This is a genomic window from Clostridium sp. Marseille-Q7071 (assembly GCF_965112025.1).
In genome coordinates this window covers 1,340,781-1,357,401 of the sequence record NZ_CBCOPR010000001.1, presented here as the reverse complement: position 1 = coordinate 1,357,401, position 16,621 = coordinate 1,340,781, and the positions used below count along the sequence as shown (strand labels likewise).

The window sequence follows — 16,621 nt, the reverse complement described above, 5'->3', positions numbered from 1 at the left end:
GTCTAAAAGCCCATAAATACAGCTATATGATGATTAAAATCATGTCTTTGAGCCTTTAACTTATATGTAAGTCTATCTAAACTTTCTATATAATTTTGTTGTCTTTCATATTCTCTCATAAGCAATAGCCATTCAGATTCCTTTTTTGAATATTTAATTATTTGATTTATAACATTTATGACCATTGCAGTAAAAATGATGATTGTTATTGTCATTGTAAATATAGTTGATGAACTAGCTTCAACTATATCTTTGTTCTTAAATAAGCTAAATATCATAAATATAAAAAATATATTTATACTTAAGGTCATTATTAATTCATATACATATATCTTCTTTAAATTTTTTTGCACTATTTTTATATTACCTGCAAATCTAATCATTAAATATACTATTGTTCTAGTTAATATAAAATATATTACTGTATATAAATTAGAAGAAACTAGTTGATTTTGATTTATATCAAATAACATATAAGTAAATGAAACAAATATAAGTTCTACAAAGGTTATTACAATTATATAAGCTAAATTCCCAAAAATTATTTTTAACAAATCTGAGTTAAAAATATATTTATAAGTAATTACATTTGAAAATATTATAAATAAAATCCCCTTTTGACTTCCTAATCCAAAGTAGCTATTACTCAAGTAAGTTACTGTAATTTGAAAAATTAATAGAATAACCACTATATGTTTAGGTCTATTATTTTTATCAAACATAGCTCTCATAAATAAATATCCTAAAATTACTTCTACAACTTTTATAAAAATATTTGAAATTACTACTATATCCACATACCCTCACCTATCCAAATAAATTGCTTGCTAAGCATTCTCTTACTTCTTTAACTGATGCTTTGCTTACAGGAATATCAATATCTAAATCTGAAATATATACACTTTGACTTTTATAGGAGGTTAGTTTACTTCTGTTAATTATAAAACTTTGATGACATTGTACAAAGTAATCCATATCTAACACTTTCTTTAGCTCTTTTAAAGAAGCATAATATTCAATAGTTTCCTGTTTTGTTATCACCTTTACTTTCCTTAAATACTTTTCAAAATAATATATATCATCGTATCTAATTCTATAAACTTTATCTTTATTATCTATTACTAGTTCTTTAGATTTCTCAATTTTTAAACTTAATATTTCTATTGCTTCCGAAATAACACTATAAAACTTTTCATAAGATATAGGTTTAATAATATAATTAAAGCTTCTTATTTCAAATGCATTCAAAGCATAATCTTTAAATCCTGTTATATAGATTATAATTGCAGTTTTATTAACTTCCCTAATTTTGTATCCAAGCTCCATACCATTTAAGCCACTCATTTCAATGTCTAGAAGAAAAATGTCTATATCATTGACTTTTAATGATGAACTATTTTTTGATAGTTTGTCCAAAAGTTCTTCTGCACTATTAAAACTTAAGATATTAAATAAATCATTGCCATCAGAAAACTTATTTAAATATCCATTAATAATCCCCACTTGAACATTATCATCATCACAAATAATAACATTATATGACATCTATATTCCCCCTTCCTAGATAGTCATAATAATACCTATTATAATATCAATTTTCCAAATATTCAATTTCTCCTCTTTTCTTCGAAGTTTTAATTTATAGATAATAATAAATTTATTGTAAACGATTTAATTAATTATTCTTATATTTTACAAATTTTAGAACTATACTAAATATTTTTTATTGTTATACTTTTAAATTAATGCTGCAAATGTTACAATTGTGTTAATTAAGATATCTTTGTGATTTTTTCTATAAAATCTTTAAAACTAGGAGGGTTAACAGCTATGGAAATAAATAAAATTCATAACTTTTTAGAAGAAAATAGAGAAAATATAATAAATCATACCAAGGACTTAGTTGAAATTCCAAGTGTATCTGAAAATATAGATAAAGTAAAAGAAGCTTTAAGACTTGCTATAGATAAAGCTTCTAATATGGGCTTTAAAGCTTACACCGTATTAAATGATTCCATAGGAATTATTGAAATGGGAGAGGGAAAGGAAACAATCGGAATATTAACTCATATAGATGTAGTTCTAGCTGATGATTTAGAGGATTGGAAAACCAAACCTTTTGAAATGGTTGAAAAAGATGGAGTTCTATTTGGTCGTGGAGTATTGGATGACAAAGGACCTATAATTTCTGCATTATATGCTATGGATGCTATCCGTAAGTTAAATATTCCTATTAAGAAAAAAGTTCAACTTATAATAGGTACTCAAGAAGAAGTAGAGTGGACAGATATGAATGAATATGTAAAAAAATACCCTCTACCAGACTACGGCTTTACCCCTGATGGACAATTTCCTATATGCAACAAAGAAAAAGGATATGCAGATATATTATTTAAATTTGAAGGAAAATGTGAAGATAATATAGGTAATTTTGAAATTTTAGATTTACAAAGTGGTAATGCTACAAATTCAGTGCCTGCAGTGGCTAAAGCAACTTTAAAAGGAAACTTAGAAGAATTACAAGCTATAGTTAAAGCCTACATAAAAGAAAATAAAGATGAAAAAATATCATTAAAATTAGATGGTGAAAACATCATAGTAACAGCACAAGGATTTGCCTGTCACTCAGCATTTCCACAACAAGGTGTTAATCCTATAGTAATGATAGGTAAGTTTTTAAATACTTTAAATTTAGCAAATAATGTAGAAGCTAGATTAGTTAAATTTATAGCAGAATTTTGCTATGACTATTTTGGAAAAGGCTTAGGACTGTATAGTGAAAGTGAATATTTAGATGGAGAATATATGCATAGAAACGTTATTTCCCCAACAGTTGTTAAAGGTGAAAATAACATCTATGGTATAAACTTAAATATGAGACCAGTATATGGTACTACAGTAGAAGGCTTAAAGGAAATTTTAAATAAAGTATGTGAAAGTGCTAACTGCACTTTTGAAATTGAAGATTTCTTAGCTCCAATATTTGTAAGTAAAGAAAAACCATTCTTAAAAATAATGGAAGATACTTATAATGAATTAAGTGGATTAAAAAATGAATTTACATTAGGTCATGGAACCTCTTATGCAAAAGCAATGCCAAATACAGTAGCATGGGGACCTGTATTTTATGACGAAGATGAATGCTGCCATATTGCTAACGAATATATGTCTGTTGAAAAATTGCTAAAAGCAACAGAAATTTATGCTGTAGCACTAGCAAGAATGGTATCAAGTGAAGATTCCCTGATATAAGGCATATTCAAAAATATACTAACATCTTTAGTTTATTATTTTCTTTCAGATTTCTAAAATTAAAAGCCGTAATAGAAGATTACGGCTTTTAATTTTATATCTATTTACAAATCATTATATCTAAAATTACATTATCACAATCACACATACCTTTATTTGCTATACTTGCAAGATTTCTAATTGATTTATCTGCTTCTTTGCTTACTATTCCATCTTTTTCAGATATTTCAACTCCTCTTGTTGAAAGTATGGCAGATTTAACTGCTGCCCCAACTGCTGTTGATAACTTTAATGCACATCCTGGCTTAGCTCCATCACAAATCATCCCTGAAACGTCACCAATCATATTTTTAATAGTATAACTCACATTGTCCAATTTTCCGCCCATCATGTAAGTCATTGCTGAACTTGCCCCTATTGCTGCTCCAACACCACATCCACAAAGTGCTGAAAGTCTTCCTAAATGACTTTTAATATAATAAGTAATTAAATGACTCATTGCTAATGCTCTTACTAATACATCTTCACTACACTTTAGTTTTTCATTTATAGCTACTATAGGCAGTATTGCAGTTAGTCCTTGATTCCCACTACCTGCACTACTCATAACTGGTAATATGCATCCTGACATTCTTGCATCAGCTCCACAAGCTGTTACTGCCATTGTATAGGACATAATATCATCTCCAATTAGTCCTTCTTCAATACTTTTCATTAAAGTTTTTCCAACATTCATACCATAGTCATTTTTTAGTCCTTCTTCTGCAACTTTTCTATTCATCTCAGCACCATCAAGTAAAAATTTAATATCATCAGCATCAACATTTGTTATATAATTATAAATTTTTTCTACTGAAAGTTCCACATTAGAAGTATTAACTGAAGTAGTCTGCTCACTTTCATCTACTGTAAACACCACTTTTCCATTTACTTCAATTAATATAATATTTGTATGTTTATCTTTTATCGCTACTTTAGCTCGTTCTTCACCTTTTATGCATATAGCTTCTATGTATAGCTTTTCATGCCTATCAGATAAATGTACACTCACATTTTGGTCATTAACCATTTTCTTAGCATTTTCCACATCTTTTATGGTAGCATCTCTTAAAACTTCAAGATTCAAATCTGCATTTCCTGCTATAGCACCTAATGCTGCTGCTATGTGTATTCCACTACTCCCTGTTCCCGGTATCCCTACCGACATGGCATTTTTAACTATATTTGTACTTAAATATAATTCTATATGTTCTGGTGTTCCATTTAAATAGCTTGCGCCCTTAGCCGTAGCCATTGCTATAGCTATGGGCTCAGTACAGCCTAAAGCTGGTATAACTTCTGTCTTTAATAGCTCAGTAATTAAATTATAATTCATTTAATCTCCCCCTACACCTGTGTAGATATATAATTTTAAGATATAAATTGTAATAATTTTATTGATATAAATTTATAAAAACTTACAGATAAAACCTTTATAATAATTGTTTATAAATTAATTTAAACAAAAAAATACTTTTAGTACAAGTATATTCAACTAATTCTTATTAAAAGAATGTAATAATTTTTCGTTTTTTCTTACTATTTAGAAAATTCCCCTTAATGACTCTAGCTTTTTAATAACTAATTGATTATGGTTATGTCCATTGATAAAAAATAGCTATTATCATATAACTTATGATAATAGCTATTTTTTATTGTGATATTCGTTTATCTTAACTTTACCTATAATACAGCACTTGAAATTAAATATAATTATTTAAAAACATTAGTAATAAAATTAAATATTTATATCATAAATTACTAAAAATTCACTATGGATTACCTAGCTATTAAACTTTCTTGTTAAATACAATTGCTAATCAGTTCTTTAAAGAGATTTAACATAATCTCCCTCTTTGATAACATCATTTCTGGATGCCATTGAACTCCAATAACGAATTTTTTATCTTTTAATTCTATTGCTTCTACAACTCCATCCTTTGATAAGGCTGTCACTTCTAATCCTTCACCTATGTTTTTTAAACATTGATGATGAAAACTATTTACCATAATATTTTTTCCAAATAAATTAAACAATTTACTATTTTCCTTTATTTTTACATTATGGCACTGCTCATATTTTCTTGATTTTTGAATATGCATCAATGTTTCCTTTGGATATTCACTTAAATCTTGATATAGATCTCCATTTAAAAATACATTTAAAAGTTGGCATCCCTTACAAATTCCCAATATAGGTTTATCTTCTTCTAAAAATATTTTTAATAGCTTAAATTGATATTCATCAATATCCTCTCTCATAAATCCTATTTCTTTATGAGGTTCATCTTTATAAAATTTAGGGTGAATATCATATCCTCCACCAAGTATTATTCCATCACAATTTAATAATTGAAGTTTTATTGTTTCTTCTTCTTCCGCAATAGGCAATATTATAGGTATTCCTCCTGCCCTCTCTACTGCTTTTATATAATCCAAACTAATAGAGAACTTTTCTATTTCTCCTATATTATCATCATAACTAGTAATAATATTTCCAACTATACCTATCAAGGGTTTTTTCATCTTTATCCCCCTATACAGAATTAATTAATTTATATTTTATACATCTTTAAAAATAACTAGTCAATGTGCTAAAACCTGTTTTCTGTAATGTTTCATCAATAGAATATTCTATTATACTACTATAAGCAAAACTTGCTAATCTGCATAACAGAAAATATTCATCTCACTTTTAACTAGTTATTTTAGAGGATTTAATCTACAAAATGACAAGCTACATAGCTTCCATTGCTACATTTTTTAAATTCTGGTGTAGCTTTATTACATAGATCTTTTTTATAAATACATCTTCCATAAAATCTACAACCATCACTGGGATTTATAGGGCTAGGCACATCACCTTCTAATAAAATTCTTTCTCTTTGTATGTCTACTTTAGGAATAGGTATGGCAGATAATAATGCCTGAGTATATGGATGCTTAGGACTTTCAAATAAGGTCTTATAATCTGAAAGCTCAACTATTTTTCCTAAATACATCACGGCAATTCTATCACTAACATGTTTAACTACACTTAAATTATGTGATATAAATAAATAAGTTAAGTTAAATTCCTTTTGAAGAGTATTCATTAAATTTAAAATTTGAGCTTGAATACAAACATCTAGTGCCGAAACAGGCTCATCCATAACTATAAACTCAGGATTTAAAGCTAAAGCTCTAGCGATTCCTATTCTCTGCCTTCTACCGCCATCTAGTTCATGAGGATAAGAATTTTCCAACCTTCTTTCTAATCCTACAACCCCCATAACTTCTTTTACTCGTTTCTCTATTTCACCTTTAGTTTTATAAACCTTATTTACATATAGTGGCTCTGAAATAAGCTTGAATACAGACATTCTAGGGTTTAAAGATGAATATGGATCTTGAAAAACTATTTGAAGCTTTCTTCGCATATCTTTCATCTTTTTCGAATTATAACTTACTATATTCTCTCCTCTATATATAACCTCTCCTGCTGTAGGCTCATGTAATCTTAATATTGCTCTTCCAGTAGTGGACTTACCACATCCAGATTCTCCAACTAATCCTAAAGTTTCACCTTTATTTATATAAAAATTAATATCATCAATTGCATGTAGTTTACCTTTTTTAGTATCAAAATACTTCTTTAAATTTTTAACCTCTAGTAATATCTCTCCCATATACAAGCCCCCTTATATTATTTCTCATATAAGAAACATCTTACAAAATGTCCTGAATCAACTTGATATTTTAGAGGAACTTCCCTAGAACATTTTTTCATAGCCTTCCTACATCTTGGATGAAAAGAACATCCAGATGGTAAATTAGTAGGGTCTGGAGTTAATCCATCTATTGTTTCTAATTCTTCTTGATCCACATTTAAGTCTGGAATAGAGCTAAATAACCCTTTTGTATATGGGTGTAATGGGTTTAAATATAAGCTTCTTTTATCTGAATATTCAACTACGTTTCCCGCATACATTATAGCTACTTTATCACATATTTCTGCAACAATTCCTAAATCATGAGTAATCATAATCATTGAAGTTTTATATTTTTCTTTTAAATCTTTCATAAGCTCTAGAACCTGTGCTTGAATTGTCACATCTAAAGCTGTTGTTGGTTCATCAGCAATTAAAAGACTAGGATTACAAGCCAATGCTATAGCTATAACTACTCTTTGCTTCATACCACCACTAAATTGATGAGGGTAATCATTAATCCTTTCTTTTCTAATTCCTACTATATCAAGCATTTTTTCTGCCTTTTTTAAGGCCTCTTTTTTATTTATATTCTCATGAAGTTCTATCATTTCAGCTATTTGTTCACCTATAGTTATAACAGGATTTAAAGAAGTCATAGGATCTTGAAATATCATGGCAATTTTACTACCTCTTATATTTCTCATATCCTTTTCTGATTTTTTTAATAAATTCTCTCCTTCAAAATAAATTTCTCCGCTCATTATTTTTCCTGGTGGACTACTAATCAATCTCATAATTGCTAATGCAGTGGTAGTTTTACCTGCACCAGTTTCCCCTACAAACCCTAATGTTTCTCCATAATCTAACTGTAAGTCTAAATTTTTTACTGCATTAACTGCTCCATTTTCAGTATTATATTCTACACTTAGATCTTTTATATCTAATAAAATCTCATCTTTTTTCATACCATATTTCTCCTTAATCCTAATTTAATTTTTTAATTTAGGATCTAATGCATCACGCAGACCATCACCTAATACATTCAGTGCAAATATAATTAAAACAATTGCCAATCCTGGGAAAATAGTCATATAGGAATAATCTCTTATATAACTTCTTCCTCCTGATAACATTGCTCCCCATTCCGGAGTTGGAGGTTGTATTCCAAGTCCAATAAAGCTAAGTCCCGCTACAGTTAAAATTGCTATGGCCACTCCTAAAGTAGCTTGAACAATTATTGGTGCCAAACAATTAGGTAATATATGTGTAACAATTATTCTAAAGTCACTTGCTCCCATTGCCTTAGCTGCCTCAATAAATTCATGATCTTTAACAGATAGAACTGAAGCTCTTACTATTCTTGCATATTGTGGAACAGATGAAATACCTACCGCAATCATTAGTTTTATAAGTCCTGGTCCTAGTGCTGCTACTATAGAAATAGATAATAATATTCCCGGGATTGCAAGCAATATATCCATAAAACGCATTATGACATTATCTATTTTCCCTCCATAATATCCAGATATAGCTCCTAGAAATCCGCCTATTACTATAGCTATACTGACAGCTATAAATCCAACTTTCAAAGATACCCTAGAACCATATATAATACGACTAAATATATCTCTACCAAATTCATCAGTACCAAACCAGTGTTCAGAACTTGGTCCTTTAAGCGCTAATTTTAAATTTTGTTCCGCATAATCATAGGATGCAATAAAATCAGCAAATATAGCTACTAAAGCTAATATTATAATTATGACTAAACCTACTAAAGCCAATTTATTTTTCTTTAATCTTCCCCAAATTTCAGCTATATTGCTTTTCTTCTTCTTAGGTATGTTAACTTCTGCCATAATTCCTCCCCCTAACTATATTGTGATTTTATTCTCGGATCTACATATGCATATAACAAATCAACACATAAATTTACAATACTAAAAGTTATAGCAATAAATAGAACTCCTCCTTGAACAACCGGAAAATCTCTCATCTTTATTGACTCAACCATTAATCTTCCAACACCAGGTATAGAGAAAATTGATTCTGTTAACAACGCTCCACCTAATAATCCACCAAATTGTAATCCTATTACAGTTATAATTGGAATAAGTGCATTTTTTAAAGCATGTCTTAAAATAACCTTTCCTTCCTTTTGTCCTTTAGCTCTTGCTGTTCTTATATAATCCTGTCTTATTACTTCAAGCATACTAGATCTTGTCATACGAGTAATTACTGCTACTGATTGAGCACCTAAAGCTAAAGATGGAAGTATCATATGTTTAAAACTACTAAATCCCGAAGCTGGAAGCCATCCTAACTTTACAGAAAATAATAGTATTAATAAAAGTCCCAACCAAAACACAGGCATAGATATTCCAATAAGTGCTCCTATCATTGCAATGGTATCAAAAAGAGAATATTGTTTTATACAAGATAATATTCCAATAGGTATACCTACAACTACACCTACAACTATTGATAGTGACGCTAATTTAAAAGTAGCTGGAAATACAGCCTTTATTTCTTGTAATACTGGTCTTTTAGTTACGTAAGATCTTCCTATATCCTGATGAAAAATTAAATTTTTCATATACCTTCCATACTGCACTAAAAATGGATCATCTAATTTCATTTCTTCTCTTAACTGTAAAACTGCCTCTTCTGTCGCCATTTCCCCTAAAATAATTTTTGCTGGATCACCAGGAGTTATATACATTAACGTAAAGACTATAAAGGTTACTCCTAATATAACAGGGATAAGTAAAGCAATTCTTCTAACTATATATTTTAGCAATTTAATTCTCCTCCCTTATTATTTATAGAATTAATAAATAATGAAGAATTATGGAGAAAGTCAGTTATCAACCTCTTAATCTAAACAAGAACTCTCCACAATTCTTCATTCAAATTCTTAATTCTAAGTTTTTTAAACATAGTCTATTTATAAATTTTGCTGGCTGTTAAATGCCAGACTTAATCTTATTAATAAAATTATCAAAGATATAATTTAATATTTTTTATACTCCTAGCTATTTCTAATTTATTTTACTCAAATTTCACATTATATAGAACGTGATATCCTACTGGACTTGTTTTAAATCCAGTAACCTGTTTTGTTGTTCCAACAACTTGTTCTCCATTTTCCATAAATACCGCTGGTGCTTTTTCAACTAAAATTTTTTGAACTTCTTTATATGCCGCCTCTCTTTCTGGAGAATCTAACATTGTTGCACCTTTACTTAATAATTCATCAACTTTACTATCTTCAAAGAAGGATCTATTTCCACCAGCACCTTTTGCAGATGAATGATATAACGCATAAAGAGCTGTATGAGGGTCTGTAGTTTCTGCTGTCCATCCTAAGAAATACATATCATGCTGAGCATTATCTAAACCACTTAAGTAAGCTCCCCATTCAAAAACTTTAACATCAATTTCAATTCCAACTTGCTTTAACTGTTCCTGAATTATTGTAGCCATATCCACTCTTTCTTTTTTCTCATTTGTCCAGATTTCTGCTTTAAACCCATCAGGATATCCAGCTTCTGCTAATAATTTTTTAGCTTTTTCAACATTATATTCTAAAGGCTGAAGACCATCATTATAATATTTTATAGTTGGAGACATAGGCCCTTTAGCAACTTTACCTATTCCTCTGTATGCACTTTCAACAACTGATTCTACATCTATTGCATGAGTTATAGCTTGACGTACTTTTTCATTGTTAAATGGTGCTTTTTGCGTGTTAATTCCTAAATATTGAACTGAATAATCAAATCCTCTTACAAGCTTTAGATTTTCATTCTCTTCAATTCTTTTTAAGTCATTTGCTGAAATTTCATAAGCTATATCTACTCCTCCACTCTCAAGCTCTATAGTCCTATTTGTTGGTTCAGGTATAACTTTTATAGTGATATTTTTTAATGCTGGCTTTTCACCGTAAAAATCATCAAATCTTTCAAGCACTACGTTATCACCTTTAGCCCAACTTACAAATTTGAATGGTCCTGTACCAATTGGACTCATTCCATAGTTTTCTCCTGCTTCTGTATATGCTTTCTCACTTAATATAGCTGCTCCTGAGTGTACCAAGCCTGCTAAAAAAGCTGATGAAGGATTTTTAATTTTAAAACTTATGGTGTAATCATCATCAATTACAAAACTATCTATATCAATATCGCCCATAATATGAGCTATAGGAGCTGATTGGGCTGCCTTTGTAAAGCTGAATTTTACATCAGAAGCCTTCATTTCTTCACCATTATGAAATTTTACACCTTTTTTAAGTTTGAATTTAAAAGTAGTCTCATCTACCTGTTCAAAAGACTCTGCTAATAGTGGTTCTAGCTTTCCGTCGTCACCTTCTTTTATAAGAGTTTGGTAAATTTGCATCATAACATTAGCAGATGCTACGTCATTTACTGCATAGGGGTCTAATGATTTGGCATCATAGGCTGTTGCTACAACTAAAGAGTCTTTCTTTGATGAATCAGAATTATTGTTATTACATCCTGTAAATACTCCTATCATAGCAATTGTTAAAATTGTAGCTATTAAAGATTTAAATCTTTTACTTTTTATCAATACCAATACCTCCTCTTTTATTCATAAATGAGTACGTTTATAAACTATATATACTTAAAGTTTTATAAATTTATAACTCTATAAAATTCTTTTAGTAATTTTACTTAAAAACTTATGAGTTTTTATAAGAAAAAAACTTGAAGCATAGCCACGCACTCTCGTGACTTCGGTTATGAGTTAGTGGTGATATATGTCAAATAAAAATACTCGATAATCCTATAAAAATAATAATATAATTAATATACTAGAATATCACATAGTATGGTGCGTAAAATATAGACATAAAGTATTAAAAAAAGATATAAAGGGAAAATTATTAGATAAAATAGCTTATGATAATAATTTTAAGATATTGGGAATTAATGGATATTTAGACCATATTCATTTATTAATAGTCAAAAACAAAAGTAGAAAGGAAGTGAATTTATCAATGTTAAAAGCTTATAAATATAGAATTTACCCAACTAAAGAGCAAGAAATACAATTAGCTAAAACTTTTGGGTGTGTAAGATTTGTCTATAACCGAATATTAGCAATGAAGATAGATTTATATAAAAATGAAGGTAAATCTTTATCCAAAACAGATTGCAATAATTATTGTAATAGAGAATTAAAGAAAGAATACCTTTGCTTAAAGAAGTTGATAAATTCGCATTAACTAATTCTATTTATAATTTGGATACGGCTTATCAAAAATTCTTTAAAGAACATACAGGTTTCCCAAAATTCAAAGGTAAGAAGAATCACAATTATTCTTACACTACTAACTTTACAAATAATAATATAGAAGTTGATTCTGAGAATAACAAAATAAAGCTACCTAAATTAAAATGGATTAAAGCAAAAGTTCATAGAGAATTTAAATCAAGAATTATTAGAGTTAGGATTTAATTAAATTGTATAAATAAAGTAGGGTAGGAAGTATCCGAACTAACGCCCATAGACATAGTAGGTTACGAGGTGGACGAGGTGGGAAAATCTAAGAGTAATCTTAGAAGCACGTGACTTTAGCCATGTGAGCTTCACTTTTAATTTTCAAGTTTAGAACAACATTTTTATTTCTACTTTCCATAGACAATGTTATATTTTACAAATCATCTATTTACAAGCTTTATGAATATTTGTAAAAATTTAAAAAACTATTTCATAAGTACATATTTTAATAAATGAAAAACGAGGCATAAATAGGTAATTTTCAAAAATCTTTCTAGGCTTTATTTTTATTAATACTACATTTAAAATATATGAATTTGATATTACTCCAGATTTTATTGAAATAAGTATTCTTGTTAGTGTTGAATTATTGATACTACTAATGTCATTAGTGCTAATATTTAATTCTTTATTCACAATTCTTTTAATAGTGATATGTATTTAGATCCACTGCTCATTAAAATTGAACTTTTAAACCTTTAATATTATTAAATTTATATAAGAAAACCACTTACTATTTAAAACATAATTTAATAGAAGTGGTTTATTTCAAAAATATATGCAATTGTAACTAACCTTGAAAACATATGTACATCTAAAAATTTATTATTAATTTTACTTAGAATAAATGACAACTCACTAAGTGATTTCCTATAACTTCTATACCTAATAAATGCTCTAAGAAAAGTTTCAAGTATTTTATAAATTATAAGCTAATGAAATCAACAAAACCGATTTAAATAAGCTTAATTTAGAGCTTATATATTTAAATCATTAGTGCTTTTTAATTCTAGTTTATGTTTAAAATACAATGTGATTAAATTAATTAGAGGCATTAAATACAAATAAATTGCAAACACCAAAGATTTAGAACTTAATTCTAAATTTTCAAGTGGTATCATTGCTGCTATATTCCATGGAATCAATGGCGCTATTACTATAGCAGTATTTTCTAAATCCACTGCAAAAGAATAATCATCTATGTTTCTATCTCTATAACAATTTTTCATAAGTAAATGAGTCATCATTATCGCTAAAACCTGTGTACATCCAAAAGCCGAAGCACATACACTGGAAACAATAGTATATAAGAATATCTTAGGACGACTATCAGCTTTTTTCATAAATTTTTCAATATAATCAAGCATTTTAGCCCCTTCAAATAGTCCTGCTAATCCTGAAGATATCATAACCATAGCACTTGATCTCGCCATAGAAATAAGTCCTCCACCCTTTATAATTCCAGCAAGAGGATTACCCTGTGGAAGATTAAAACCCATAACTAAATACTTCATAATATCTTTTACTGAAACACTTTGATAAATCACTGCTATAAATGATGCTATCAATATACTTATGAACATTGAGATCTTAACTTTAACTTTCAATACACATAATATAAGTATTGCCACTGCTGGAAGCAGCGCTATTAAGTTTACATTAAAATATTTCGTTATGTTATTTAATACATTTGATTCACTATAGTTCAACGGATAATTAAGTGATAATACCAAATAAAAAATTATTGATAATCCTAAAGGTAGTATGGAGGTCTTTATCATATTCTTTATATTTGTATATAAATCTGTCTCAGTTATAGATGCCACAAGGTTTGCACTAGAAGACATAGGAGAGCATCTATCTCCAAAATAAACTCCTGCTATTATGGCACCACCTACCATAAGTTCATTTCCTCCACCAGCTCGTACCATAACCATCATAGATATCCCTATAGTACCAACCGTACCAAATGAAGTTCCTATAAGCATTGATACTACTGCACTTAATATAAAAGCTGATAAAATAAATAGATTAGGGTCAATTAAATTGATTCCATAATAAGCAATAGCTGGTACTGTTCCTGCTGCCATCCAAGCAGATATCAATGCTCCTATTAGAATAAATACCTCTAGTACTATAAGTGATTTTTTACTAGAATCAAAAATCATTTTTAAAGTTTCTTTTAAAGTAAAGCCTCTTCTTACTGTAATAAAAGTAAAAATTAATAAAACTAATATCAATGAGTAAATTATATCTATGCCAGTTATAACTGCAAATAAAAATAAAATTGTAGAAACAACTATTCCTATTAAAACGTCCATGTAATTCTCCTTTTGTTAAAATTTAATTGTCCTTTTCTCTGTAATTATACCGTCAATTTTAATATCATACTCTTCCATAGGTACATTATCTATAATCTGTAACTCATAGGCAATAGCTATCTTTGGAACAGATCTCCTTACATCACTTAAAAATTTATCATAAAAGCCTCCACCATAGCCAATCCTTCCACCTTTTTCATCAAAGACAGCTCCAGGCATTAATATAAAATCTATATTATCTTTATTTATTTTTTTGCAACTTTCAATAGGCTCCATTACCCCAAAATATCCACTTTCTAAATCAGAAAGTGAGTGGATTTTAAAAACTTCCATACCCTCTTCTTTTTTTCTTATTTTAGGTACTCCAATGGTTTTACCTTGTGAAAGAGCATACTCAATAAACTTATGTGTATTTACTTCACTTTTAAAACTTACAAAAGCAAAAATAGTCTTCGCTTTTTTATATTCATCACTATTTACAAGCTTATTAAATATTTTTTCATCTATAAGTTTTTTATCTTCTTCACTTATTAAATCTCTCTTTTGTAAAATTTCTTTTCTTATTTCCTTTTTACTTTTTATATTCATAAAAACTCCTACTTTCATATCATAATAAAGCTCTTAAAATTATTCTATCATTTTCACTAAAATTTAAATATAAAAAAGCTAACTAAAATAAGAGCTAATAATTAAAACTATTAGCTCTTACCTTTATTAGTCTTATAATCAATTTATAAATAAAATTTACTATAAATATCTTAGTTAATTTATTTTGTCATTCCATTTTTTGAACATTTATAGCTTGTAGGCCTTTTTCTTTTTCTATAATATCAAACATTACTGACTCACCTTCATGTAGGTCTTTATTATGACTTTTCTCTTTTACTTGAGAATAATGCACAAAAACATCTTTTCCCTCATTACCTGATATAAATCCATATCCTTTTTTATTATCAAACCATTTTACTATTCCTGTTTCCATTATTAAACCTCCATTTCAAAATATAATATGCATTTAGTTTTTACAATTTTATACTTTTAATACTTTAAAATAGGAGAATAATTTATAAAATTTCTTTGACAATTAATATTTTCTATAACCCTCTTAAAAATTCACTTTTATAACTATTACTATTTTTTAATGCATTATTTATAGTGTTTAATATTTTTTCTTTATCTAAAGGTAATGTTCCCTTTAAACTTACATAATTAGAAGCATGATTACTTCTAAATACAGTATTTTCTACATTTACATTTTCAATAAAAATTTTCATTTCTTCCATAACTTCCTGTGGGTTTAACAACTTAAACTCTCCACTTTGCACTTTATCATATAGCTTTGTATCCGTTTCTATCATCAGTGTTAAAAAACCTAAATAATCAGGATTTATTTGACTTATAACCAGTGCAGATTTTAACCCATGTTCCTCTATATTTTCTTTTCCACCTAATCCAGATATTAGTGTTACTGAAAGCTTAATTTCACAATCCTTAACTTTTTTTCCCGCTATTATGATTTCTTGTGATGTTACACCTTTATTTACTTCCTTTAAGATTTTATCACTGCCACTTTCAATACCTAAATAAACTATTCCAATTCCTAAATCTCTTAATTCCTTTAAATCTTCTATAGATTTAATAAGTATGGATTTTGGAGAGCCATATACCCCTACCCTTTGGCACTCAGGAAAGATCTCTCTTATAGCTTTCAGTATAACTCTAAGTTTTTCCATGGGAATAATAAGTGCATCTCCATCTGCAAGGAAGATTTTTTCTACTTTCTTATATCGATTTCTTGCCATATGTAAATCTTCAATTACTTCCTCTACTGGCCTTATTCTAAAATTCTTTTCTTTATACATACTACAAAAATTGCATTTATTATGAGAACATCCTATAGTAGCCTGAATTATCAAGCTATATGCCTCACTTGGTGGTCTATAAACAGTACCTTCATATCTCATATAAAACTCGCTCCTTATTTGTTACTTAATTAAAATATATAATTGATAA

Annotated in this window: 16 protein-coding genes; 3 read left to right on the top strand and 13 right to left on the bottom strand. The window is 28.4% G+C overall.

Annotated elements, in window-relative coordinates; translation table 11 throughout:
* Positions 1-2: 2 nt before the first annotated feature.
* Together ACWPW7_RS06410 and ACWPW7_RS06405 are read right to left on the bottom strand one after the other, a co-directional pair.
* The gene (locus ACWPW7_RS06410) at positions 3-797 is read right to left on the bottom strand and encodes a hypothetical protein (RefSeq protein ID WP_454052835.1); all 795 of its coding nucleotides are present in this window, start codon (positions 795-797) and stop codon (positions 3-5) included.
* Positions 798-807: 10 nt separating this feature from the next.
* The gene (locus ACWPW7_RS06405; protein ID WP_454052834.1) at positions 808-1,545 is read right to left on the bottom strand and encodes a LytR/AlgR family response regulator transcription factor; all 738 of its coding nucleotides are present in this window, start codon (positions 1,543-1,545) and stop codon (positions 808-810) included.
* A 285-nt stretch (positions 1,546-1,830) separates the two neighbouring features.
* Here ACWPW7_RS06405 and ACWPW7_RS06400 point away from each other — a divergent pair, with 285 nt between their 5' ends.
* The gene (locus ACWPW7_RS06400) at positions 1,831-3,252 is read left to right on the top strand and encodes a Sapep family Mn(2+)-dependent dipeptidase (RefSeq protein WP_454052833.1); all 1,422 of its coding nucleotides are present in this window, start codon (positions 1,831-1,833) and stop codon (positions 3,250-3,252) included.
* A 100-nt stretch (positions 3,253-3,352) separates the two neighbouring features.
* On the opposite strand, the gene ACWPW7_RS06395 is transcribed toward ACWPW7_RS06400, so the two are convergent.
* The 7 genes from ACWPW7_RS06395 to ACWPW7_RS06365 form a co-directional block, all read right to left on the bottom strand.
* A complete protein-coding gene (locus tag ACWPW7_RS06395; protein WP_454052832.1) occupies positions 3,353-4,627 on the bottom strand; it encodes an L-cysteine desulfidase family protein in 1,275 nt (424 codons plus the stop codon).
* 467 nt (positions 4,628-5,094) lie between these two features.
* Positions 5,095-5,817: a gamma-glutamyl-gamma-aminobutyrate hydrolase family protein gene (locus tag ACWPW7_RS06390; protein ID WP_454052831.1), complete on the bottom strand. Its 723-nt coding sequence runs from the start codon at positions 5,815-5,817 to the stop codon at positions 5,095-5,097.
* Positions 5,818-6,008: 191 nt separating this feature from the next.
* Entirely contained in the window at positions 6,009-6,959 is a 951-nt protein-coding gene (locus tag ACWPW7_RS06385) for an ABC transporter ATP-binding protein (protein WP_454052830.1), read from the bottom strand.
* A gap of 17 nt (positions 6,960-6,976) precedes the next feature.
* Positions 6,977-7,948 (bottom strand): ABC transporter ATP-binding protein, encoded by a 972-nt coding sequence (locus ACWPW7_RS06380; RefSeq protein WP_454052829.1) that lies wholly within the window; start codon positions 7,946-7,948, stop codon positions 6,977-6,979.
* A 24-nt stretch (positions 7,949-7,972) separates the two neighbouring features.
* Entirely contained in the window at positions 7,973-8,842 is an 870-nt protein-coding gene (locus tag ACWPW7_RS06375) for an ABC transporter permease (protein WP_454052828.1), read from the bottom strand.
* Positions 8,843-8,853: 11 nt separating this feature from the next.
* Entirely contained in the window at positions 8,854-9,783 is a 930-nt protein-coding gene (gene nikB, locus ACWPW7_RS06370) for a nickel ABC transporter permease (protein WP_454052827.1), read from the bottom strand.
* Positions 9,784-10,034: 251 nt separating this feature from the next.
* A complete protein-coding gene (locus tag ACWPW7_RS06365) occupies positions 10,035-11,573 on the bottom strand; it encodes an ABC transporter substrate-binding protein (protein ID WP_454052826.1) in 1,539 nt (512 codons plus the stop codon).
* Between the two features lie 232 nt (positions 11,574-11,805).
* Here ACWPW7_RS06365 and ACWPW7_RS06360 point away from each other — a divergent pair, with 232 nt between their 5' ends.
* Together ACWPW7_RS06360 and ACWPW7_RS06355 are read left to right on the top strand one after the other, a co-directional pair.
* Entirely contained in the window at positions 11,806-12,231 is a 426-nt protein-coding gene (locus tag ACWPW7_RS06360; RefSeq protein WP_454055475.1) for a helix-turn-helix domain-containing protein, read from the top strand.
* Between the two features lie 17 nt (positions 12,232-12,248).
* Complete coding sequence (locus ACWPW7_RS06355; RefSeq protein WP_454052825.1) at positions 12,249-12,464, top strand: hypothetical protein; 216 nt, start codon at positions 12,249-12,251, stop codon at positions 12,462-12,464.
* An 800-nt stretch (positions 12,465-13,264) separates the two neighbouring features.
* Here the strand turns inward: ACWPW7_RS06355 and ACWPW7_RS06350 are convergent.
* From ACWPW7_RS06350 to ACWPW7_RS06335, 4 genes are all read right to left on the bottom strand, one after another.
* Positions 13,265-14,608 carry a Na+/H+ antiporter NhaC family protein gene (locus ACWPW7_RS06350; protein WP_454052824.1) on the bottom strand — a complete coding sequence of 448 codons (1,344 nt, stop codon included), beginning with the start codon at positions 14,606-14,608 and terminating at the stop codon, positions 13,265-13,267.
* A gap of 15 nt (positions 14,609-14,623) precedes the next feature.
* A complete protein-coding gene (locus ACWPW7_RS06345) occupies positions 14,624-15,196 on the bottom strand; it encodes a 5-formyltetrahydrofolate cyclo-ligase (protein WP_454052823.1) in 573 nt (190 codons plus the stop codon).
* A gap of 187 nt (positions 15,197-15,383) precedes the next feature.
* Positions 15,384-15,590, bottom strand: a complete 207-nt coding sequence (locus ACWPW7_RS06340; RefSeq protein ID WP_454052822.1) for a cold-shock protein — start codon at positions 15,588-15,590, stop codon at positions 15,384-15,386.
* Between the two features lie 112 nt (positions 15,591-15,702).
* Positions 15,703-16,572 carry a radical SAM protein gene (locus tag ACWPW7_RS06335; protein ID WP_454052821.1) on the bottom strand — a complete coding sequence of 290 codons (870 nt, stop codon included), beginning with the start codon at positions 16,570-16,572 and terminating at the stop codon, positions 15,703-15,705.
* Between the last annotated feature and the right edge of the window lie 49 nt (positions 16,573-16,621).

Coding starts and splice junctions, on each gene's coding strand:
- ACWPW7_RS06390 (WP_454052831.1), bottom strand. CDS start 5,817: ATGAAAAAACCCTTGATAGGTATAGTTGGAAATATTATTACTAGTTAT.
- ACWPW7_RS06400 (WP_454052833.1), top strand. CDS start 1,831: ATGGAAATAAATAAAATTCATAACTTTTTAGAAGAAAATAGAGAAAAT.
- ACWPW7_RS06380 (WP_454052829.1), bottom strand. CDS start 7,948: ATGAAAAAAGATGAGATTTTATTAGATATAAAAGATCTAAGTGTAGAA.
- ACWPW7_RS06345 (WP_454052823.1), bottom strand. CDS start 15,196: ATGAATATAAAAAGTAAAAAGGAAATAAGAAAAGAAATTTTACAAAAG.
- ACWPW7_RS06340 (WP_454052822.1), bottom strand. CDS start 15,590: ATGGAAACAGGAATAGTAAAATGGTTTGATAATAAAAAAGGATATGGA.
- ACWPW7_RS06405 (WP_454052834.1), bottom strand. CDS start 1,545: ATGTCATATAATGTTATTATTTGTGATGATGATAATGTTCAAGTGGGG.
- ACWPW7_RS06395 (WP_454052832.1), bottom strand. CDS start 4,627: ATGAATTATAATTTAATTACTGAGCTATTAAAGACAGAAGTTATACCA.
- ACWPW7_RS06350 (WP_454052824.1), bottom strand. CDS start 14,608: ATGGACGTTTTAATAGGAATAGTTGTTTCTACAATTTTATTTTTATTT.
- ACWPW7_RS06385 (WP_454052830.1), bottom strand. CDS start 6,959: ATGGGAGAGATATTACTAGAGGTTAAAAATTTAAAGAAGTATTTTGAT.
- ACWPW7_RS06375 (WP_454052828.1), bottom strand. CDS start 8,842: ATGGCAGAAGTTAACATACCTAAGAAGAAGAAAAGCAATATAGCTGAA.
- ACWPW7_RS06335 (WP_454052821.1), bottom strand. CDS start 16,572: ATGAGATATGAAGGTACTGTTTATAGACCACCAAGTGAGGCATATAGC.